General features: G+C 68.2%; 14 protein-coding genes and 2 pseudogenes. 2 read left to right on the top strand and 14 right to left on the bottom strand.

Translation table 11 applies throughout. From position 1 onward, the window contains the following. Window positions 1-95: 95 nt before the first annotated feature. From B7P44_RS20555 to B7P44_RS20495, 12 genes and pseudogenes are all read right to left on the bottom strand, one after another. A complete protein-coding gene (locus tag B7P44_RS20555) occupies window positions 96-2,069 on the bottom strand; it encodes an APC family permease (protein ID WP_084907769.1) in 1,974 nt (657 codons plus the stop codon). 272 nt (window positions 2,070-2,341) lie between these two features. Next, window positions 2,342-3,346: pseudogene (locus B7P44_RS20550) on the bottom strand (glucokinase); the annotation flags it as partial. A gap of 40 nt (window positions 3,347-3,386) precedes the next feature. Beyond that, the gene (locus tag B7P44_RS20545) at window positions 3,387-4,334 is read right to left on the bottom strand and encodes an aldo/keto reductase (protein ID WP_084907764.1); all 948 of its coding nucleotides are present in this window, start codon (window positions 4,332-4,334) and stop codon (window positions 3,387-3,389) included. Then, complete coding sequence (locus B7P44_RS20540; protein ID WP_193834295.1) at window positions 4,322-5,728, bottom strand: maltoporin; 1,407 nt, start codon at window positions 5,726-5,728, stop codon at window positions 4,322-4,324. Before B7P44_RS20540 ends, B7P44_RS20545 begins: the two co-directional genes overlap by 13 nt. A 130-nt stretch (window positions 5,729-5,858) precedes the next feature. Further along, window positions 5,859-7,007 carry a Gfo/Idh/MocA family protein gene (locus tag B7P44_RS20530; RefSeq protein WP_084907759.1) on the bottom strand — a complete coding sequence of 383 codons (1,149 nt, stop codon included), beginning with the start codon at window positions 7,005-7,007 and terminating at the stop codon, window positions 5,859-5,861. Further along, on the bottom strand, window positions 7,004-7,813 hold the full coding sequence (locus B7P44_RS20525) for a ThuA domain-containing protein (protein WP_084907758.1): 810 nt from the start codon (window positions 7,811-7,813) through the stop codon (window positions 7,004-7,006). The genes B7P44_RS20530 and B7P44_RS20525 overlap by 4 nt, the downstream gene beginning before the upstream one ends. An 86-nt stretch (window positions 7,814-7,899) precedes the next feature. After that, window positions 7,900-9,036 carry an ABC transporter ATP-binding protein gene (locus tag B7P44_RS20520; RefSeq protein WP_084907757.1) on the bottom strand — a complete coding sequence of 379 codons (1,137 nt, stop codon included), beginning with the start codon at window positions 9,034-9,036 and terminating at the stop codon, window positions 7,900-7,902. 29 nt (window positions 9,037-9,065) lie between these two features. After that, window positions 9,066-9,896 (bottom strand): carbohydrate ABC transporter permease, encoded by an 831-nt coding sequence (locus B7P44_RS20515; protein WP_084907756.1) that lies wholly within the window; start codon window positions 9,894-9,896, stop codon window positions 9,066-9,068. Window position 9,897: 1 nt separating this feature from the next. Further along, complete coding sequence (locus B7P44_RS20510; RefSeq protein ID WP_084907755.1) at window positions 9,898-10,854, bottom strand: carbohydrate ABC transporter permease; 957 nt, start codon at window positions 10,852-10,854, stop codon at window positions 9,898-9,900. A gap of 68 nt (window positions 10,855-10,922) precedes the next feature. Then, a complete protein-coding gene (locus B7P44_RS20505) occupies window positions 10,923-12,191 on the bottom strand; it encodes an ABC transporter substrate-binding protein (RefSeq protein WP_084907754.1) in 1,269 nt (422 codons plus the stop codon). A 150-nt stretch (window positions 12,192-12,341) separates the two neighbouring features. Beyond that, a complete protein-coding gene (locus B7P44_RS20500) occupies window positions 12,342-14,945 on the bottom strand; it encodes an ATP-binding protein (protein WP_084907753.1) in 2,604 nt (867 codons plus the stop codon). Between the two features lie 4 nt (window positions 14,946-14,949). After that, window positions 14,950-15,672: a winged helix-turn-helix domain-containing protein gene (locus B7P44_RS20495; RefSeq protein WP_084907747.1), complete on the bottom strand. Its 723-nt coding sequence runs from the start codon at window positions 15,670-15,672 to the stop codon at window positions 14,950-14,952. A 939-nt stretch (window positions 15,673-16,611) separates the two neighbouring features. Between B7P44_RS20495 and B7P44_RS20490 the strand changes: the two genes are divergently transcribed. Further along, the gene (locus B7P44_RS20490; RefSeq protein WP_084907745.1) at window positions 16,612-17,475 is read left to right on the top strand and encodes a crotonase/enoyl-CoA hydratase family protein; all 864 of its coding nucleotides are present in this window, start codon (window positions 16,612-16,614) and stop codon (window positions 17,473-17,475) included. A 42-nt stretch (window positions 17,476-17,517) separates the two neighbouring features. Here B7P44_RS20490 and pdeR read toward each other — a convergent pair whose 3' ends face one another. Continuing rightward, window positions 17,518-19,521, bottom strand: a complete 2,004-nt coding sequence (gene pdeR / locus B7P44_RS20485; protein ID WP_084907743.1) for a cyclic di-GMP phosphodiesterase — start codon at window positions 19,519-19,521, stop codon at window positions 17,518-17,520. Window positions 19,522-20,184: 663 nt separating this feature from the next. Further along, window positions 20,185-20,676 (bottom strand): annotated as a pseudogene (locus tag B7P44_RS20480) (hydantoinase B/oxoprolinase family protein); the annotation flags it as partial. 595 nt (window positions 20,677-21,271) lie between these two features. Between B7P44_RS20480 and B7P44_RS36505 the strand changes: the two are divergent. After that, window positions 21,272-22,051 carry a type 2 periplasmic-binding domain-containing protein gene (locus tag B7P44_RS36505; protein ID WP_133117858.1) on the top strand — a complete coding sequence of 260 codons (780 nt, stop codon included), beginning with the start codon at window positions 21,272-21,274 and terminating at the stop codon, window positions 22,049-22,051. Window positions 22,052-22,089: the final 38 nt, after the last annotated feature.

Below are 22,089 nucleotides of genomic sequence, written 5' to 3'. Positions count from 1 at the left end.
AAATCGGGCCAAAAGTTTCGAATACTGAACGTTCTGACGCGCCGCGTCATGTTGAATCGTTTTCACGCTTGCGCGAACGTCTTCCGTGCGTTTCGCTACCCGACGTTCATCGGCAGCAGCACCATCTGCTTGCCCTCGACGTGCAGCCGCGCCTGCAGCTCGACGGGCGTCTGGTTGTGCAGCCAGGCGGTCAGGAAATTCACGCGCTTGAAGATCAGCTTGCTCGCGAAGCACACGCTGTTCGGAAACTCGTCGAGCGTCGCCGACGCGAGGTTCATGAATTCGAGCACCGGATTCGTGCCGAACCCGATCCGGTAATCGGCCGCGATGCCGTTGCGCCGGCAATGCGCGACGTAATAGTCGAGCGACTCGGTGATCGTGTGCCGGAGCCGCTCGAGATGCTCGTGCCCGTCGTACGCCTTCGCGTCGACTTCGCCCACCGCGAGGAAGATCACGTTGCGGAAGTGTCCCGGGAACAGCCGGTTCACCCACAGCAGCGCATGCATGCTCGCGCCGCGATGCTTGCCGACCAGCAGCACCGCGGTCGGCTGCGACGGATCGGGCTTGCCCGGCGCCGTCGCCTCGTCGACGACCGGCGGCGCACCGGAGAACAGCGCATCCTCCTTCGCGAGCTGCGTGCGCGTATCCGCGTAGTGCCGATTGATCATGAAGCACAGCGCGATCACCGCGCTCGTCACGAGCACCGTCAGCCAGCCGCCGGCGGTGAACTTCTCGATCAGCGTGATCACGAGCACGGTCGACGTGACGACCAGCCCGAGCGCGGTCAGCAGGAAATGCTTGTACCAGCCGCGGTCCGTGCGGCGCTGGCGCCACCAGTAGGTGCTCATGCCGAGCAGCGACATGCTGAACGTCAGGAACACGTTGATGCTGTACAGCACGACCAGCACGTCGACGTTGCCGTGCGTCCACAGCAGGATCAGAAGGCTCGACAGGCCGACGACGATGATCCCGTTCTGCCGCACGAGGCGCGTCGACAGGTCGCGGAAATGGCGCGGCACCCACGAGTCGGACGCCATGTTCGACAGCACCGCCGGGCCGTCGAGAAAGCCGGTCTGCGCGCCGACCAGCAGCAGCCCCGCCTCGAACGCGAGCACGGCCGCGAGCAGCGCGTGCCGCGCGAACGCCGAGCCGAGGCCCAGATGGTCGATCACGCTGCCGAACACGACCGCGTTGAGCGTCTGTCCTTCGACCGGCTTCGCGTGCCACAGCATGTACAGCAGGATGATCCCGCCCGCGGTGAACGCGAGCGACGTCGCCATGTACCACATCGTCACCTTGCCGCTCGGCACGCGCGGCTCGGCCAGCATGTTCACGTTGTTCGACACCGCCTCGAGGCCGGTATACGTGCCGCCGCCGAGCGAGAACGCGCGCATCAGCAGCGCGAGCATCACGAACGTGCCGAGCGACTGCGACATCCCGTGCGCCTCGTGCACCGCGTCGGGCACGATCGACGCGAGATTCTCGCCGTGCACCGCGACGCCGTACACGATCAGCCCGAAGTGCAGCACGACGAAGCCGACGAAAATCGGCAACAGCACCATGATCGATTCCCGCATGCCGCGGAAGTTGAGCCCCGTCATCAAGATGATGAGGACGATCTCGATCGTGAGCTTGAACGCCTGCGCGCTGACCGGCAGCAGGCTGAAGAACGCGTCGACCCCGCTCGCGAGCGACGTCGCGACCGTCAGCACGTAGTCGACGAGCAGCGCCGCGCCGGACACGAGCCCGGGCTTCGGCCCGAGCAGCGCGGTCGCGACGCGGTAGCCGCCGCCGCCGGTCGGGAACAGTTCGATCACCTGGTTGTAGCCGATCGCGATGATGAAGACCGTCGCGGCGGTCGCGAGCGCGAGGAACAGTGCGAGCGGGTGGTGCTGGCCGAGCGCGAGGAACGCCTCTTCCGGGCCGTAGCACGACGACGACAGGCCGTCGGCGCCGAGCCCGACCCACGCGAGCAGCGGCGTCACCGCGATCGCATGGCGCGTGCGTGGATCGAGCGGATCGAGGGGTTTGCCGACGAGCGTCTGCCAGACCTTCTGGAGTGAGGCCATGATCCCTCCGGAACGCGCCGCGCGCGAGCGTCACTTGTTCAAAAGTAAATGAGTTCCGGTAGGGCCGCCAGTCGGCGTATTCCATGACGCGGCTTCGAATGTCGGCCGGTTTCTTTCAGAACGCCGACGTCCGGCAGACAGTTTGGCGCGCGTCATGCCGTTCGGCCATGACGGCGCGGCGATCGGGGCGGGATGACGCGGGGTCGCGCCGGGAGGATCCGCGCGCAACCGGCAAGCGCGGCATCCAGCGCGTCGCGTCAGCCCGCCTCCCCCAGCGCGCGGGCGAGCAGCCGCGACACGCCCGTGAAGGCCGGATGCGGCGCGGTGATCACGTAGGTCGGAATCCTCGCGAGATAGCCGGCGAAGCGGCCCTTCGCCTCGAAGCGGGCGCGAAACGGCGACGCGTCGAAGCGCGCGCCGAGGCGCGGCACGACGCCCCCGCCTATATAGATGCCGCCGGTCGCGCCGAGGGTCAGCGCCAGGTTGCCCGCGAAACTGCCGAGCATGCCGCAGAAGCAGTCGAGCGTCGCGATGCAGCGCACGTCGCCGGCCAGCGCCCGGTCGATGATCGCGGCGGTGTCGGCTTCGCTCGCGCCGTCGGCAAGGCCGTCGCGCTCGGCGAGCGCCGCGTGAATCACCGCAATCCCGGGCCCCGCCGCGAGCCGCTCGAACGACACGTGCGGCCATAAGGTCCGCGCGTAGCGCAGCACCGCATCCTCGCGCGCGTCGGCCGGCGCGAACGACACGTGCCCGCCTTCGCCCGACAGCGGCACCCACGCGTCGCCCGCGCGCACGAGCGCGGAGACGCCCAGCCCGGTGCCGGCGCCGAGCACGCCGAGCGCGCCGACGGGTTGCGCATGACCGCCGCCCACCTGCCGCCGCTGCTCCTCGGACAAATGCGGCACGGCCATCGCGAGCGCCGCGAAGTCGTTGACCACGTGCAGCGTGTCGAAGCCGAGCGCGCGGCGCGTCGCGTCGATCGAGAAGCGCCAGTCGTGATTCGTCATGCTGACGAGGTCGCCGTCCACCGGATTGGCGATCGCGATCGCCGCATGCCGCACCCGTGCGCCGCCGGCGTCGCGCAGGAACGCGCGTATGGCATCGGCGACGCCCGCATGGTCGCCGCAGCGGTAGACGCGCACATCGCCGATCTCGCCGCGCGCGGTCGCGAGCGCGAAGCGCGCGTGCGTGCCGCCGATATCCGCCAGCAGGCGGGGTTCGGCGGCGGGCACCGCGCGCCGCGCGACGGCATCATCGTTGAGGGTCGCGTCGCTCATCGTTTCTCCAATCGCATATCGGTGATATTGAGCGTCCCGGTCATGGCACCTCCGTGCCGCGCGCCGCGTGCAGCAGCGCGAACCAGTGCTCGCGCGCAAGCGGCAGCCGCGTCGCCGCGACCGCGTCGCGCAGCGCCGCGATCCGGCTCGACCCGACGATCGGCAGCGGCCGGCACGGCAGCGCGAGCAGCCACGCGAACAGCACCGTCGTCGCCGGCACGCCGAGCGCGCCGCCGATCCGTTCGGCGCAGGCGCGCACGCGCGTCGCGGCGGGCGACGCGTCGGTCAGCAGCCGCCCGCCCGCGAGCGGCGACCACAGCATCGGCGGGCAGCGCCAGCGCTGCGCCTGGTCGAACGTGCCGTCATCGAGCGGCGCGAGATGCAGCAGCGAGCATTCGACCTGGTTCGTCGCGAGCGACATCCCGTTGGCGACCATCCGGTCCTGCAGCAGCGCCGCCTGCGCCGGCGTAAAGTTCGAGATCCCGAATGACCTCACCTTGCCGTCGCGCCGCAGCGCCGCGAACGTCGCGGCGACTTCGTCGGCATCCATCAGCGGATCGGGACGATGCAGCAGCAGCAGGTCGAGCCGATCGGTGCGCAGCGCGCGCAGCGACTGCTCGACCGACGCGACGACGTGCGCGGCCCGCGTGTCGTAATGCTTGAGCCGGTGTTCGGGCCCGGGCCGGTTGGCGGACACGAGCCGGATCCCGCACTTCGTCACGATCTGCATCCGCTCGCGCAGCTGCGGCGCCTCCGCGAGCACGTCGCCGAACAGGCCCTCGGCCGTGTAGTCGCCGTAGATGTCCGCATGGTCGAAGCTCGTCACGCCGAGTTCGAGCGCCGCCTCGATCAGCGCGCGGCGCTCGCCGCGCGACAGCCGCCAGTCGGCGATGCGCCACATCCCGAACACGATGCGCGAGAACGGCATCGCATCGGTTCCCATCGCGATCGTCGTGCAAGGTTCATTCGTCATGATCACCACCACCATTCGACTTGCGCGCCGACCGTCGACCCGCTGCGTGACGTCCCGAAGACGCCGGTCGTCGACAGCGGATCGCCGGGCGCCGCCGCGTCCTGCGCCGCCTTGTTCCAGCGCGCATACGTGTAGAACACGCGGAACTCCGGCCGCGACCAGAACGAACGGTCCATCGCGAGCGTCAGCGCGACGCTCGCCTTCAACAGCGTGCGGGTCGGGCCGCCGGACGGCGTCACGCGGTCGTGGCCGAGGTCGCCCTGCAGCTTCACGTGCTGCGTGAACGCGTACACCGGCCGCACGCCCATCGACACCCAGGTCTGCGAGCCGCCCGACGGCGCGATGTCGCGCTGCCAGATGCCGACCACCTGCCCGCCGAAGTCGCGCGTCGCCTGCCAGTCGAACGCGTCGAGCACGCGGATGCTCTTGTAGCGGTTGTCGTTCGTCAGCGTGCCCGTATAGCCGAGGCCGGTGCCCGGGCCGACGCCGTACTGGAACGCAAGCTTGTTCTTGCCGCCGAGCAGGTTGGTCTGCACGTGCTGGACCGTGACCGACCAGCCGCTGTGCGCGTCCTGCATCACGCCGCTCGCGTTCAGCACCGGCGCGCGCGCCGGCAGGTACGACAGCCCGAACTGCAGCTCGCCGCCGGGGTTCGGATGCACGCCGGACAGCTGCAGGTCGTGGCGCGTCGCGTAGTTCGGCTGGTCGATGTAGTCCTCGCGGAACAGCGCATAGCTGAGCTTCAGCCCGCCGCCGATCGGCACGTTCTCGATGCCCGCGCCGAGGCCGCTCGGGTTCCAGTAGTAGAAGTCGTTCATGTGGACGTCGTTGCGCCGGTAGTAGATGCGCCCGAACCAGATCCGCATGTCGTCGAGCCCCGGAAAGTGGGTCAGCTGCACGTATGACTGCGGCAGGCGCACGCGTCCATGATTGCCGTCGAAGGTCGGCGTGCGGTCGAGATCGTTCACGAGGCTCGCCATCCCCACCGCCGACAACTGCATGCCGTTTGCGAACCTGTAGAGCGTCTGGTCGATCTCCAGTTCGCTGTAGACCTGGCATTCGTTGCCGAGCCGGTACTTGCTCTGCGCTCCCGGCAACTGGAAGCAGGCCTGCGAATGGCTGTCGCTCGTTCCGACGCCGGCCCGCAGGTAGCCGTGGAACTGCGTCCACGGCGTGAGCTGGTTCCAGGCCGACGACGGCGTCGGCGTGACCACGTTGGCGGGGTTCGTGTCGGCCGGCACGACGCCGGTTGCCTGTGAGATGCCACCGGGCGCGCTGTCGGCGGCGATGGTCGTCGCCGGGTCTGGCGCCGCGTGCAGCGCCGCCGACGCGACGGCCAGCGAGAAAGCCGCGGCGAGCCGCGTGAGCCTGAACGGGGTGCGCGCAATGCGGCCTGCTTCATCGATCATGAACGTGTCTCCAAACCATGTTGTCGCGCCGCGTGCGATGCGCGGCGTCGTTGAATAGATGCGTGTGATGCGTCGTCCGTGTTGCCGCCCGCAGGCCGGCGCGGTGGACGATCCGCGCGCCGGCCCGGCGTCAGCCGGCCACGTCGAGATCGAGCACCGGCGGCGCGTCGGCGGCCGAAGGCCCGCTCCCGTGGATGCGAATCGGCTCGCCCGCGGCCGCGCTCGCATAGATCGCGTCGAGGATCTCCATCACGATCAGCCCCTCCTCGCCCGGCGCGGGATGCGGGACATCGCACAGGATCGCTTCCGCGTAGTCGTACATCGCCGAATGCGCGCCGTCCGCGGGCGGATTCAGGCGCATGTCGAACTGCGCGCCGTTCTGCTCGATGAAGATGTGCGCGTCGAACGTGTAGCCTTCGTTCAGGTTCTTCTGCAGCAGCCCCGCGCGCGTGCCGAGCAGGCGCGTTTCCATCAGCTCCGCTTCCTGGATGTTGGTCGCCCACGACGCCTCGAGCGCGAGCGTCGCGCCGTTGTCGAAGCGGATCAGCGCGGCCGCGAGATCCTCGACGTCGAAGGCCTTGCACGCGCGCGTCGCGAGTTCGCGCGCGATCGGATCGTAGGTGCTGCCCATCACCCACACCGGCTTCGGATAACCCATCAGCCACAGCGCGAGATCGAGCCGGTGCACGCCGAGATCGATCAGCGGCCCGCCGCCCGCGAGCGCCTTGGTGCCGAACCAGCCGCCGAAGCCGGGCATCCCGCGCCGGCGGTGCCAGACCGTGCGGCCGAAGTAGAAGTCGCCGAACACCCCGCCGTCGACCTGCGTCTTCAGCGCGCGCGACTGCGCGCTGAAGCGGTACGAGAAATTGATCATCAGCCGCTTGCCGGCGCGCTGCGCGGCGATCAGCATGTCGCGGCCCTCGTCCGCGTTCAGCGCCATCGGCTTCTCGCACAGCACGTGGCAGCCGGCGTCGAACGCGGCAAGCGTCAGCTCGCGATGGAACTTGTTCGGCGTGCACACGCTGACGACGTCCAGCTTTTCCTCTGCGAGCATCGCATCCGCCGACGCGTAGCGCGCGTCGATGCCGAACGCGTCGCCGACCTTCGCGAGCCGCTTCGCATCGGGATCGGCGATCGCGACCACGTCGACATCCGGATGCTCGCGCCACCCTTCGATATGCTTGCGGCCGATCCCGAGCCCGATCACGCCGACCCGCAGCCGGCGCCCGCGCGCAATTGCCGCCGCTTCCGGCAGTTCCACCTTGTAGTCGTCGTTCATGCGAGGTCTCCCGCGGTTTGCTGGATGCCGACCTGCGAGAACTGCGTGCTCTTCTCGCTGAGCTTCTCGAGCGGCGGCGAATTCGGGCAGCGGTCCGCGAGGTTCACGCGCGGCGCGGCCCACTGCACCGCGTTCGCGATCACGCGCTGCACGTTGCGGTCGTGATAGGTCGGATACGCTTCGTGCCCGGGGCGGAAATAGAAGATCCGGCCGTGGCCGCGCTCCCAGCAGCAGCCCGAACGGAACACCTCGCCGCCCTCGAACCACGAGATGAACACGGTCGCGTCCGGCTGCGGGATGTCGAAGCGCTCGCCGTACATCTCCTCGTGCTGCAGCTCGAAGTACTCGCCGAGCCCGGCCGCGATCGGATGCGACGGCTCGACCACCCACAGCCGCTCCTTCTCGGCCGCCTCGCGCCATTTCAGCGAGCAGTTCGTGCCGAGCAGGCGGCGGAAGATCTTCGAGAAGTGCCCTGAATGCAGCACGATCAGGCCCATCCCTTCGAGCACGCGGCGCTGCACGCGCTCGACGATCTCGTCGGAGACCTTCGCGTGCGCCTTGTGCCCCCACCAGACCAGCACGTCGCACGCGGCGAGCCGCGCTTCGCTGAGGCCGTGCTCCGGCTGGTCGAGCGTCGCGGTGCCGATCTCGAGCGGCAGCGCGCCATGGCCGAGCGCGGGCGTCTCGGCGAGCGCGCTCGCGATCACCTGGTGCAGGCCGTCCGGGTAGATTGCGCGCACGCCCGCGTCCTCCCGCTCGTGCTCGAACTCGTTCCAGACGATCACTGAAAGCTTTTTGTTTTGCATGACTATCCTTTATCGGTGGGTTGGCGCCAATTCGACAGCGGCCGTGCGCCCTGGCCGCCTGAAACCTGCAAACCGGTGTGCCGCGCTCAGGCGGTCGCGAGCGCCGGCACGGCGGCGTCGCGCAGCATGCGCGCGGCCGCGCGGCCGTCCGGGTGAAACAGATGCAGCGCGCCGGCCGGCAGCTCGACGCGCAGGCGATCGCCGATCCGCGCATCTCCGGCGTCCGTCTTCGCGACGATCGGCTGCGCGCTGAGCGGCGTATCGAGGTACAGGTAGGTGTGCTCGCCCATCTGCTCGACGTGCGCGACTTCGCCCGTCACGCCGCCCGCGCCGACCCGCACGTGCTCGGGGCGAATGCCGAGCGTCACGCCGGCGCCCGCGTCGAGGCCTTCGCCGCACACGCTCGCGCTCAACGCGTGCTCGCGGGCCAGCGCGCGGACTTCGGCGGCGTCGGCCGACACGACGGCCGCCGGCAGGAAGTTCATCGCGGGCGACCCGATGAAGCCGGCGACGAACTGGCTCGCCGGACGGTGATACAGGTCGAGCGGCGTGCCGATCTGCGCGATGCTGGCGACCCCGTGGCGTCCTTCGAGCGGCCGCAGCAGCACGATCTTGTCGGCGAGCGTCATCGCCTCGACCTGGTCATGCGTCACGTAGATCATGCTGGTGCTGTCGAGGCTGCGGTGCAGCTTCGCGATCTCGACGCGGGTCTTCACGCGCAGCGCGGCGTCGAGGTTCGACAACGGTTCGTCGAACAGGAACACCTTCGGCTTGCGGACGATCGCGCGGCCGATCGCGACGCGCTGCCGCTGGCCGCCGGACAGCGCGCCGGGCTTGCGTTCGAGCAGCTCGCCCAGGCGCAGCGATTCCGATGCGAGCCGCACCCGCCGGTCGATCTCGTCCTTCGGCAAGCGCAGGTGCCGCAGGCCGAACGCCATGTTCTCGTAGACGGACATGTGCGGATAAAGCGCGTAGCTCTGGAACACCATCGCGATGTCGCGCTGCGCGGGCGCGAACGTGTTCACGCAGCGTCCGTCGATCCACACGTCGCCCGCGCTCTGCTCGTCGAGGCCGGCGACGATCCGCAGCAACGTCGACTTGCCGCAGCCCGACGGGCCGATGAACACGCAGAACTCGCCGGGTTCGACCGTGAGATTCACGTCGCTGAGGATGGGGGTCGCGCCGAACTGCTTGTTGAGACCGCTCAACCTGATCTGACTCATGTTTCTTCTCCTGATCCTGACGACGGGCCCTAACCCTTGACTGCGCCGGCGGTGAGGCCGGAGACGATTTGCCGCTGGCACACCATCACGAGCAGCACGAGCGGCACCGTGACGATCACCGACGCGGCCATGATGGTTCCCCACGGCAGCTCGTAACTGCTCGCGCCCGAGATCATCGTGATCGCGACGGGCACGGTGCGCTCGTCCGACGAGATCGTGAAGGTCAGCGCAAACAGGAACTCGTTCCATGCCGACACGAACGCGAGCAGCGACGTTGCGGCAAGCGCCGGGCGCAGCAGCGGCAGGAAGATCCGGAAGATCAGCGTGAACACGCCGACGCCGTCGACGAGCGCCGCTTCCTCCAGCTCGCGCGGCAGCTCGCGCATGAACGTGACGAGGATCCAGATCGTGAACGGCAGCGTGAAGATCAGGTCCGACAGCACGAGCGCGCCGAGGTGGTCGTACAGGCCGAGCGCGCGCACCAGCTCGAACAGGCCCGACAGGATCGCGACCTGCGGAAACATCGACACGCCGAGGATGCACATCATCAGCACGCCGCGCCCTCGGAACGACACGCGGCCGAGCGCATACGCGGCCAGCACCGACACCGCGAGCGACAGCGCGACCGCGCCGCCCGCGACGAGCGCCGAGTTCAGCAGGTACGCGCCGAACGGCTGGTCGTTGAACAGCTGGCGATAGTTGTCGAACGACGGGCTGGCCGGGAACAGCGACGTATCGAACAGCGCGTCGCCGTGCTTGACCGACGTGCCGATCATGTAGACGAACGGGAACAGCGCGATCACCAGCACGAGCGCCGACAGCAGCCCGTGGATCGCGATCTCGATCGGATGCTTCTTCATCTCAAGCCTCCTGCATGCGGCGGCGGCTGACCGCCATGTAGCCGACGGTGAACAGCACGATCGTGACGAACAGCAGCATCGCCGACGCCGACCCGAAGCCGACCTGCTGGAAATCGATCAGCTGTTCGCGCACGTACACCGACATGCTTTTCGTGACCCGGCTGTTCGACGTCATCACGTAGATCAGGTCGAACACGCGCAGCGCGTCGAGCGAGCGGAAGATCATCGCGACCAGCACGCCGGGCAGGATCAGCGGCAGCGTCACCGAGCGGAACACGCGCCAGCGCGGCACGCCGTCGACGCGCGCGGCCTCGTAGCAGTCGCGCGGCACCGTCTGCAGCGCGGCGAGCATCAGCAGCGCCATGAACGGCGTCGTCTTCCACACGTCGACGAGCACGATGGTCGGGAACACGAGCTGCGCGTCGGCGGTGAACGCGAGCGGCTCGCGGATCGCGCCGATCGCCATCAGCATCGCGTTGACGATGCCGAACTGGTCGTTGAGCATCCAGCTCCAGATCTTGGCCGACACGACGGTCGGGATCGCCCACGGCACCAGCACCGCGGCGCGCAGCAGCGTGCGCAGCCGCGACGGCACGTCGAGCAGCAGCGCGACGCCGAGGCCCGCGCCGGTCTCGAACAGCACCGACACGACCGCGAACAGCACGGTATTGCCGACCGCCTGCCACCACGCCGGATCACGCAGCACGCCCGCCGCGCCGAGATAGTTGTCGAGGCCGACGAAATGGCGCTGCGACAGGTCGGCGAGCTGCTCGTCGGTCAGGCTGAACCACGCGGTGCGCACGAGCGGCCAGCCGGCGATCGCCGCCAGCGCCAGCAGCGCGGGCGCGACCAGCAGCCATGCCTGGCGCCGGCGGGCCTGCGCGAGCCCCGTGCCGGCCCACGCGAGCGCCCGCTCAAATGGAGGAGTACTACTGATCTGGATGCTTCCGGTTCTCATGCGATGTCTCCTGCCGGGCCGGCGCCATCAGGCGGCCGGCCGTAACGATCGAGGCTGGGCGGTCGCGCTCAGCGCCAGTTGCCGCCGGGCGCGAGCCGGTTCAACGAAGCGGCGAGCCGCGCGAGCGCGCCCGATGCGGTGTCGCTGCCGGCGAGCACGTCGTGCGCGGCGTTCCAGAACTGGTTGCTGACCTGGTTGTACTTCGCGCCGGTGACCGTCGACGGCCGCGCGACCGCACTGGTGAAGGTCGGCAGCAGATCGGCCATGAACGGGTTGGCCTGCAGGATGTCCTTGTCCCGGTAGAGCGCCGGCATCGTCGGGTTGTACGAGCCCTGCACCGCGCGCATCTTCTGCACCTCGGCGCTCCCCAGGTACATCACGAGATCGGCGGCCAGCTTCGGGTTCGGCGAATAGCGCGACACGGCGAGCTGCCAGCCGCCGAGCGCGGCGGCCGGCCGGCCGTCGGCGCCCCCCTTCGGCAGCGGCGCGATGCCGACCTTGCCCTTGATCGGGCTGCCCGCGCGGTTCGCGATCGCCCACGCATACGGCCAGTTGCGCATGAACACCGCGTTGCCGGCCTGGAACACGCCGCGCGCCTCCTCTTCGCCGTAGTTCAGCACCGCCTTCGGGCTGATCGTGCCGACCCATTTCGCCGACTGTTCGAGCGCCTTGATCGCGCCCGGGTTGTCGATCGTCACGCGGCCCTTGTCGTCGACCACCGTGCCGCCGTTGTAGCTGCTGACCCATTCGAGCGCATCGCAGGTCAGCCCTTCGTATGCGCGCCCCTGCCACACGTAGCCCCACACCTTCTCGCTGCCGGCGGCGCGCTCGCTCGCCTGGATCTTGCGCGCGGTCGCGTCGAGCTCGTCCCACGTCGCGGGCACCTTCATCCGGTACTTGTCGAGCAGGTCCTTGCGGTAGTACAGCAGGCCCGTATCGATGAACCACGGCATCGCGACGAGCTTGCCGTTCACGGTGTCGTTCGCGACGATGCTGGGGAACGACTGGCTCTCGAGCCCCTTGCTGTACGGCTTCAGGTCGATCAGGTGGTTCGCGAGGATGCCCGGCCAGACCGTGTCGATCTGCATCACGTCGATCTTGTCCGAGCCGCTGCCGAGCAGCTGCTGGTACAGCGCGAGCGTCTCGCTCGAGTTGTTGGGCATGCTGATGAACTCGACCTCGTTGCCGGTCTTCTCGGCCCAGCGCTTCGCCGAAACCTGACAGATGTCCTGGTCGACGCCCGCCGCGCCGCACGCAATCCGCAGCGTGGCCGCACCGGCCGTGGCGGCCGTCATCGCGAGCGTCATCGTCAGCAATCCAGCCTTGAGCTTCATCATCGGGAGTGTCTCCAGTGTCGTTCGAATCGTGCACCCCGGCGTCGCGAGCGCGTCGCCGGGGGCCGTGGGTGTATGAGACTCCAGTCCCGTTAATCGAAAATTTCGGAAATCCGACCCGCCATTAACAATCGAAACAATCGGCGTGACGGATCAGGCGAGGAGCGCGGCGAGCGCCGCCAGGTCGAACGGCTTCGGCACGAACGGCAGGTCCGCGCGCCAGTCCGGATGGGCTTGATGGATCTCGGCCGGCAGGCCCGACGTGAGCGCCACGCGCTGCGCCGGCCAGCGTTCGGCGAGCCGCGCGGCGAACGCGATGCCGCTGCCGCCCGCGCCGAGCGAGATGTCCGACAGCACGAGCGTGACCGGGCCATGCTCGGCCAGCCAGCCGAGCGCCGCGTCGCCGGTCGCGACCGCGTCGGCCTGCGCGCCGAGCGCCGCGAACTGGCTGAGCGCCGTGTCGCGCACCTCGGGATCGTCGTCGACCACCAGCACGCGCGCGCCGGCCCGCACGGCGGCGGACGCGGCAGGCGCGGCGAGCGCCGCACCGCGTCGCTCGGGCGCCGTGCTTTCGGGCAGCCACAGCTCGACGCGCGTCCCGCGGCCGACTTCGCTGTGGATGTGCAGGTCGCCGCCGCTCTGGCGCACGAAGCCGTACACGCTGCTGAGGCCGAGCCCGCTGCCCTCGCCCGCCGCCTTGGTCGTGAAGAACGGCTCGATCACCTTGTCGAGCAGCAGCGGCGCGATCCCGCAGCCAGTATCGGTCACGCTCAGCACGATCGCGGGCGGCGCGGCCGCGCCGTCGGCCGCCGGTTCGCGGCGCGCGGCCAGCGTCAGCATGCCGCCGTCCGGCATCGCGGCGGCGCTGTTGAGCGTCAGGTTCAGCACCGCGTTCTCGAGCTGGCCGCGATCGACGTTCACCCACAGCGGCTCCGCGGCCGGCTCCAGCACGACGGTCACGCGCTGGCCGGCCGAATACTCGACGAGATCGAGCATCTCCGCGAGCATCGCCCGCACCGACACGCGCTCGGCCTGCAACGGCTGGCGGCGCGCGAACGCGAGCAGCCGCCGCGTGAGGCGCGACGCGCGCTCGGCCGCGCGGCGCGCCCGCTCGGCCATCGTCTGCGCGTCCTGCTGCCCGTCGAGGCGCGGCAGCAGCAGCTCCAGGTTGCCGAGGATCGCGACCAGGAAGTTGTTGAAATCGTGCGCGACGCCGCCCGTGAGCTGCCCCAGCACGTCCATCTTCTGCGCCTGGCGCAGCTCCGCCTCGACCGCGCGCCGGCTCGTCAGGTCGCGGCACACCGCGACCCAGCCGCCGTCCGGGAGCGGCTGGCAGTGGAATTCGAGAATCCGCCGGTCGCGCAGGTGCAGTTCGGCCGACGCCGCGATGCGCGCGCCGTCCGACGTGCGGGTCGCGGTCTCGCGCGACACCTGGCGCCAGCGCGCGGGCGGGTCGACGGCGCGCCGCAGCGTCGCCAGCGTCAGGCCCGCGTGCAGCGCGGCGGCGTCGATCCCGAGCAGCGTCGCGAAGGTCGGGTTCCACGCGATCAGGCCGCCGTGCGCGTCGTGCACGGACACGCCGTCGTTCATCGAGTTGAGCACGGACTCCTGCAGGCGGCGCTGCGCCTCGAGCCCTTGCGTCAACTGCTCCTTCTCGATCAGGTTGGTGCGGAACACCTCGAACGCGCGCGCCAGCTCGCCGATTTCGTCCGGCCGGTGCGTCGACGGCATCCGGTCCGACGTCACCCCCTTCGCGAGGCGCGCCATCACGCGCGTCATCGCCTGCAGCTTGCGCAGGATGCGGCTCGCGTAGGCGACGCCGAGCAGCGCGACCGCGACGCCCGCGACCGCCAGCAGCAACAGCCCCGACTGGCTCGACACCGCGACCTTGCGCACCTTGTCGCTGCGCTCGCTCGCGATCTGCCGCAGCCGCTCGACGTAGCGCGCGGACTTGCCGCTCAGGTGATCCGCGTGGCCGCGCAGCAGCGTGACGAGGTAGCCCGTCTGCGTCTCGCTCGCAAGAAACTCGCGGCGCACCGCGAACACGCTGCGCGCGCCGCCGTCGAGCCGCTGCAGCGCGTCGGCGAGCGCGGGCTGGCGGCGGTCCTCGCCGCGTTCGCGCACGCGCAGCCACAGCGCCTCGTTGTCGCTTTCGGCGCTGCCGAGCTCCGCCGCGTTCGCCGCCTGCAGCGCGCCGGCCGTGCGCGCCCAGATCTCGAGCAGCGTCGGCGCGCGCTGCGCGATCAGGCTCTTGTCGCGCGCGATGCGCTCGCCGATGCGGTCGTTCTCCACGCGCAGCTCGCCCAGCTCCTCCTTGAGCTGCCGCTGCCGGCCCGACACGACCAGCAGCCGCGCGAGATCCTGGTCGATCGCGTCGAGGTCGTCGGTCACCGCGAGCCGCTCGCCCGCCTTCGCGGCCGGGCCGGGCTGCATGCCGAAGCCCGGCGACAGGCGCCGGATGTCGCCGAGCAGGCCGCGCAGCAGCTCGGTGTCGTTGTGCAGCAGGTCCGGCGAATCGGTCAGCATCATGCTCGGCGCGACCGCCGCGAGCTGCGCGACCTTGTCCGACAGCTCGAGCGCGCGGGCGATCTCCGGCACCACGTTCGCCTCGTATTCGTCGAGCGCGTTCTGGTTCGCGCGCATGCCGAGCACGCCGACCACGACGACCGCGAGCGTGATGCCGAACAGCAGCAGGAACGTCGCGGTCAGCTTGGTCCGCACGCTCCACGGCGGCAACAGCCTGAAAGTTGCACGCATCGCGTCACACGCGCACGACCGGCACCGCGAACACGTAGCCGACGCCGCGCTGCGTGCGGATATAGGTCGGCTGCTCCGGGTTCGGCTCGATCTTGCGGCGCAGCCGCAGGATCAGCACGTCGATCGTGCGATCGTAGACGTCGATGCCGAAGCCGCGCGTGTGCTCGAGCAGCTGGTCGCGCGACCAGACGCGCGACGGCTGCTGCACCATCGCGGCGAGCAGTTCGAACTCGCCCTGCGTCAGCGCGCAGGCGCCGCCGTCGTGGGTCAGCGTGCGCGCGGCGAGGTCCATCGTCCAGCCGTCGAAGCAGAAGCGCGGGCCGCCCCCGTTCGGCGCGGGACGCGGCATCGACAGCTCGGTCGTGCGCCGCAGCTGCGCGCGCACCCGCGCGATCAGCTCGCGCCCCGAGAACGGCTTCGTGACGAAATCGTCGGCCGCGGTCTCGAGGCCGAGCACGCGGTCCGTCTCGTCGCCGAGGCCGCTGATCATGATGATCGACACGTCCGAGCGCCGCCGCAGCTCGCGCGCGATCGTCAGGCCGTCCTCGCCGCGCAGCTTCAGGTCGAGAATGACGAGCGCGTGCGGCGCGGCCGCCAGCCGCTGCTGCATCTGCGCGGCGCTGTCGACCGCCGACACGTCGAATCCGGCCTCTTCCAGCACGCCCGTCAGCCAGGCGCGCACTTCCGGATCGTCGTCCAGTACCAGGATCCGATGTTTTTCTGACATGCGTGTTCTCCTCCATGCCGGTCGCGCGCGCCGATTCGCGCGGCGGCCGGTTGTCGACCGGCGCCATCCGCCGGTATCGGGCCGGCCGCCGTCGCGTGCGCGGTCCGGCCGGAAGCGAATGTTGGCCGATACCGGGCGACCCTGGCAAGCGCCGGCAGCGGCGACGCCCGCGACGGCGGCCGGACGGCGCGGTGGCGGGCCCCGCCACGCCGATGCGCGGGAGCGCGGCGATCGGTGAATACCCTGCCCCGGCGCTCGATGTCCGGTCGCGTCAGCCGATGCGTGCCGACGCATCGCGAATCGCCGGCCGTCGACCGCCCCTGTGATCCGGCCTCGCGAGCGAGTCGGGCCGCTCGCTCATCGCGCCGTCCGGCCAACCGCGTCGCGTCGACAGGCCAATCCCTCTGCATGACGAACGACACCGTCGTTGCATTCGACGCCGAATGCGGTATCCGGACGCCATTCGCTCGTGCACTCGCGCATAGCCGATCGTAATTCGGTCGTAAAAACGCCCGCCCTGTATCGCAGGCGAGCGGGATCCCCGGAAAAGATTCCCATGCGAAATATCGGCATTGCCGTCCGGCATGCCGCGCCGCTCCCCCTTGTCGACGCGCTCCCGCGCCGCGCCATAGATTCCGCAGACGAAACGTTCCCGCGCCGTCGATTCGCGCGATCTCCGCCGGAAATTCGCAATGAATCTCGCGCCGCGCATGACGCCGCATTCGCGCGTCCATTGGTCCGCACACACCCGAAATGCCGTTGCTTTCATCCTCGAAAAACACGCGTTCAAGCGATGCACCCGACGTATCCGCCGAATTGGTGCGCGCAACAATGGTGATGCCGCGCGACCGTGGGCCATGCGGCCGTCTCGCCATTCGCATGGATCGGTTACGCGGTGTTTGACCAACGCCAATTAACTTTCTAATCGAGGACACATCCATGCAACTCCAATCACACCCCGCATGCCGGCCGTTCCACGAAGCCGGTGACTTGACGCAACTCGTGGCCTACTACGAAGAAGGCCGCAACGTCATGTGGATGATGCTTCGCTCCGAACCGCGGCCGTGCTTCAATCAACAACTCGTGACCGACATCATCCATCTCGCGCGCGTCGCACGGGAAACCGGGCTGCCATTCGACTTCTGGGTGACGGGCTCGCTCGTCCCCGAGCTGTTCAACGTCGGAGGCGACCTGAGCTTCTTCGTCGACGCGATCCGCAGCGGCAGGCGCGACCAGCTGGTCGCGTATGCGCGCTCCTGCATCGACGGCGTCTACGAGATCTACACGGGCTTCGGCACCGGCGCGATCTCGATCGCGATGATCGAGGGCAGCGCGCTCGGCGGCGGCTTCGAGGCCGCGCTCGCGCACCACTACGTGCTCGCGCAGAAAGGCGTGAAGCTCGGCTTCCCCGAGATCGCGTTCAACCTGTTCCCGGGGATGGGCGGCTATTCGCTCGTCGCGCGCAAGGCGCACCGGCGCCTCGCGGAGGAGTTGATCGCGAACGGCGAGCCGCACGTCGCCGAATGGTACGCGGATCACGGCCTGGTGGACCAGACGTTCGACGCGGGCGACGCGTTTCTCGCGACGCGCACCTTCATCGACGTGCTGCGGCCGAAGCTGAACGGCGTGCGTGCGATGCTGCGTGCGCGTCAGCGCGTGTTCCCGCTGTCGCGGTCCGAACTGATGGACATCACGGAGGACTGGGTGCGGGCGGCGTTCACGATCGAGCCGAAGGATCTCGCGTACATGGAACGCCTCGTGATGCTGCAGAACCGGCGCGTGTCGAAGCTGCGCACGGTGTGATGCCGGCCGCCGTCGCCTGACGGCCCGGCATGACGGGAAAGTTCAGGCGATGAGCCTGAACTTTCTCTTTTCGGTGAGCCACTGCTCGAACGCCTGCGCGGCCATCGGCCTCGCGAAGTAGAAGCCCTGCGCCTGGTCGACGTCGATCTGCTTGAGAAAGTCCGCTTCGGCGCGCGTCTCGACGCCTTCGGCCACCACCGAGAAATTCAGCGCGCGGGCCAGCGCCACCACCGAGCGCACCAGCGCCTGCGAACGCGGATTGCGGTCGATGCCGGTGATGAAGCTGCGGTCGAGCTTGATCGTATCGAGCGGCAGGCGCGACAGCTGCGACAGCGACGAATAGCCGGTGCCGAAATCGTCGAGGTGAATCTCCGCGCCGAGCAGGCGGAACTGCTTCATCAATGCGAGCGCCGCGCCTTCGTCCTCGATGAAGCAGCTCTCGGTCAGCTCGATGTCGAGCAGGCCCGGCTTCAGGCCCGCATCGTCGAGAATCGTCGCGAACTGGTGCACGATGTTCAGGTCCTGCAGCTGCCGCGCGGACACGTTGATCGCGATGCGCGTCTCGAGCCCCCGCTCCTTCCACGCGGCCGCCTGCTCCGCCGCGGTGCGCATCACCCAGCGCCCGAGCGGCGCGATCAGCCCGGATTCCTCCGCGAACTGGATGAACTCGATCGGCGCGACGAGCCCGCGGTCCGGCGACTGCCAGCGGACCAGCGCCTCGACGCCGTGCACGTCGCCCGTCGCGATGTCGACGATCGGCTGGTAATGCAGCACGAACTGCTCGTCCTCGAGCGCCTTGCGCAGGTTCGTGTCGAGCCACATGTACTTCGCGACCTTCTGGTTCATGTCCACCGAGAACACGCGATACGTGTGCTTGCCGGCTTCCTTCGCGACGTACATCGCGGTGTCGGCGCTGCGGATCAGCGTCTCCAGCGTGTCGCCGTGCTGCGGATACATCGCGATGCCGATCGAGCAGCTCGTATACACCTCCATCAGCCCGAGGTGGATCGGCGTGCGCAGCCGCTCGAGGATCACCTGCGCGGTCGCCTCCAGCAGCGGGCGCGTGCCGCGCGAGAACAGCACGAGGAATTCGTCGCCGCCGAGGCGCGCCAGCGTCGCGCCGTCCGGCAGGCAACTGCCGATGATCGTCGACACGTCCTTCAGCAGCCGGTCGCCGGTGATGTGCCCGTAGTGATCGTTGACGCGCTTGAAGTTGTCGAGATCGAGGAACAGGATGCCGACCTGGAGCAGGTTTTCGCCGGGGTCGCCGGCCAGCACGGCCTTGATCCGCTCGCTGATCGCATGGCGGTTCGGCAGGCCGGTGAGCACGTCGGTGTTCGCGAGCTCGATGAGCCGCTGCTGCGCCTTGCGCTCCTCGGTGATGTCGATGCCCGAGCAGATCAGGAACTGCTCGTCGACGCCGCTGCCGCTCTGCACGAACTTGTTGCGGAACTGGAACAGGCGCGGGCCGTTGATGGTGTTGATGTAGCGCTCGACCGAGAACGGCTTGTTGCTCGAGAAGAAGCCGCTGATGTTGGTGCGCGATTGCGCGCCCTGGTCCTCGCTCATGAACAGCTCGAACGCGCTGCGGCCGACCACGTCGACTTCGCGCCGGCCGGTCACTTCCTCGCACAGGCGGTTGAAGCGCTGCACGACGCCGTTGCGATCGAGAATCACGACGAGCGAATTGACTTCGGAGACGACCTGCTCCGCAAATGCGAGGCCGTGCGCGAGATCGCGCGCGACCGACTCGGTGTCCGAATACGCGCACGCGGTGCCGGCCCACTCGGCCGTCGTGAGCTTCTTGCCGACGAGGTGGAGGCTGACCGGATCGCCGAACAGCTTGATGTCGAGCACGAGGTGGGAGGTCACGCCGGTCAGCGCGCGGATTCGCCCGGCCTGCTCGGCGCTCAGCGCCACGCTGACGTTGGTCATGCCGCGGACGGCGGCCAGGTCGAGCGCATTGCTGTCGCTGCCCAGACGCCAGCACGGGCTGCGCGTGCCGAAGTGCGCCTCGAGTACCGCGCTTTCGTTTTCGTCATCCATGGACGAGCCCCGACCAAAAAAACGCTCAGTTTAGACGAGGCGCTCCCGGCCAATCACATGCGCGGACGGCCGTAACGGCGTGCCCGGCGGTTCGATTGGGGTCACGGCCCTCGCCCCGTTTTTTGCTCCAGACAATTCCGAACCCGCGTGCGCGCGAGTCGTGCGCGGGTTCTGCCAGACGAATGATGGGCTCATCTTATCAAATGACGGACGGGATTTGCACACACACAATTCTCACGGAGTGTCAAGCAAGCGGCCGCCGTGTCGGCATTGGCAACATTGGCCTGCGGCGCGTCGGAAAACGACATGTCAGGGCCTGCGAAAGCGGGTTGCACCCGTGCGTCGAACACCGGTTGCGCTGCGCGCAGCGTGGCTTCGCCGGTATTTCATGGTCGTTCGAACCGGTTCCGCGACGAATGCGCGATCAGGGTCGGAACGCTTCGGCGACGCGTTGCGCCGAAAAGACATTCCGTCCCTGTCATCCACGGTCATCGGCTTTATTCAGGAATGTTTCGCAATCTCGACGGCGGTAAGACGACGCATTGCTTCACCGGCGACCGCACTTGCATCGCGCCGCGAAACATTCCGGACTGCCGGGCATGCCTGCGCGCCGATTGAATGAACCGCTTGCTTCATTGCAGGCAAGCCCGTCGAAACGCACGGTCATTCGGCATCGATCGCGCCGTACCCGCCGCCGCCCGGCGTCTCGACGACGAACACGTCGCCCGGCGCCATCTGCGCGCGGCCGATGTGGTCGAGCGTCACGACGGTGCCGTCCGCGCGCTCGATCGCATTGCGGCCGAGCGCGCCCGATGCGCCGCCCGCCGCACCGAACGGCGCGTGAATGCGGTTGTTCGACAGGATCGACGCGGTCATCGGCTCGATGAAGCGGATCCGGCGGATCGCGCCGTTCCCGCCCGCCCAGCGTCCGCCGCCGCCCGACCCGGCCCGGATGCGGTGCGAATCGAGCCGCACCGGATAGCGCCATTCGAGCACCTCGGGATCGGTCAGCCGCGAATTGGTCATGTGCGTCTGCACCGCGTCGGCGCCCGCGAAACCGTTTCCGGCGCCGCTGCCGCCCGCGATCGTCTCGTAGTACTGGTATTGCGCGTTGCCGAACGTGAAGTTGTTCATCGTTCCCAGGCTCGATGCGACGCGAGCAGCACGCGCGTTTTCGCGTCGCGCAGCACGCCGGCCGGCACGCGCTGCCAGTTGTCGATCAGCACGCCCTCTTCGTCGATGCGGGTCGAATCGGTCAGTGCCGCCGATGTCCGCGTGCTGGCCGCGCGAGCCGACGATGATCGTCACGATGCATCCGCCCGCTCCCGTCGAGTCAGGCGCCTCTATCTTCAGGCGCGTCGGCAACCACCGCGCGCGCCGATTTTCAGAAGCGCCGCGCGCTGCGGCGTTGATATCGGCGCTCCGTTGACACACTACTCAGATAACGTTTCCATAACGAAACGTTAAGCAATCGGACTGCCGCTATGATCGCAGTACGAAGTATTCCCCCGATCATTCCGCATATCGACGAATGATCGCATTAATATATTTATTACTCGCTCACGCTTGGCAATTTAGTCCCCTACGCGACATTCTTGATATGCCGTTATCTTGCGTCGCGACACCTCCCCCTCAAGCAACGCATACTTACCCACACGCCATACACATTGTCAATAGCAAACGTGACTACTGTTTTAAGGTTCGAGTCAAAGTACGATGCGAGTCATCATATTCATGCCACGCCTCGCCGATGAATTTGACCTACGTATCACCATTGTCATCTGGTTCCGTTGCCAGTCGGATATTGCGCACGTTCTCGGGGCTGTTCAACGAGTTGGAATTCGGCCGTCCGAAGATTCTCCCGATATGTGATTGGCCGGCGTCGAACACGCCCATCCTGGAAGATTTGGCGAGTGGGCATCTCGACGGCGCAGCAGTGACAACGGATGGCTCTGCGAGGAAAGGGCCAGTTGCCGAGCCCAACCTACCCGCGCGGCTCGACGACAGCCGCGTGATCACGCTCGCCATCGTTAAGGCCCCGCGTACAGGATTGTGGACAAGGAGTCCGACCTTGACGAGCCGCGATCTATCCGGGATGCATATCGCGGTGCCCGATGACGAAACCGGCTCATTCCTCCGCGCACGTGGCGCGACCATTCAGGTTGTGTCGAGTTTGTCTCTCGACGCAGGAGAAGTACCCTCCGGGATCGATGGAGCCGTCCATTCCGGAGATGGCGAAACAGGCGTTCGATTGGCCCGGAATTTTCGCGGGTTTCACGCGCTTGGCATTGGGCAACCGGACATTCATCTCATCACAAGCGCACGTTCTCTGGCACGCGTTGGTTCGTCTGGCGCAAACGCGATCATTGCAGCCGGCGCGCACGTCGCAACGCAATGCCTTCACTTGCACGCGTCATCGGAGCGGCAGACGTGGGCAATGCTGCACGAACTTGGCGTACATGTCGTGACATGTCCTTCCCCTCCACTGCTTGGAGCATTGCACGACGCCACATCGGTGTTTCATACCTAGCTTTCCGACCAGGACAAACCTGCGACGCTCCTGCATTG

Source organism: Burkholderia ubonensis subsp. mesacidophila, from assembly GCF_002097715.1.
Lineage (GTDB): Bacteria > Pseudomonadota > Gammaproteobacteria > Burkholderiales > Burkholderiaceae > Burkholderia > Burkholderia mesacidophila.
This window is presented reverse-complemented; position numbering and strand designations above follow the sequence as displayed.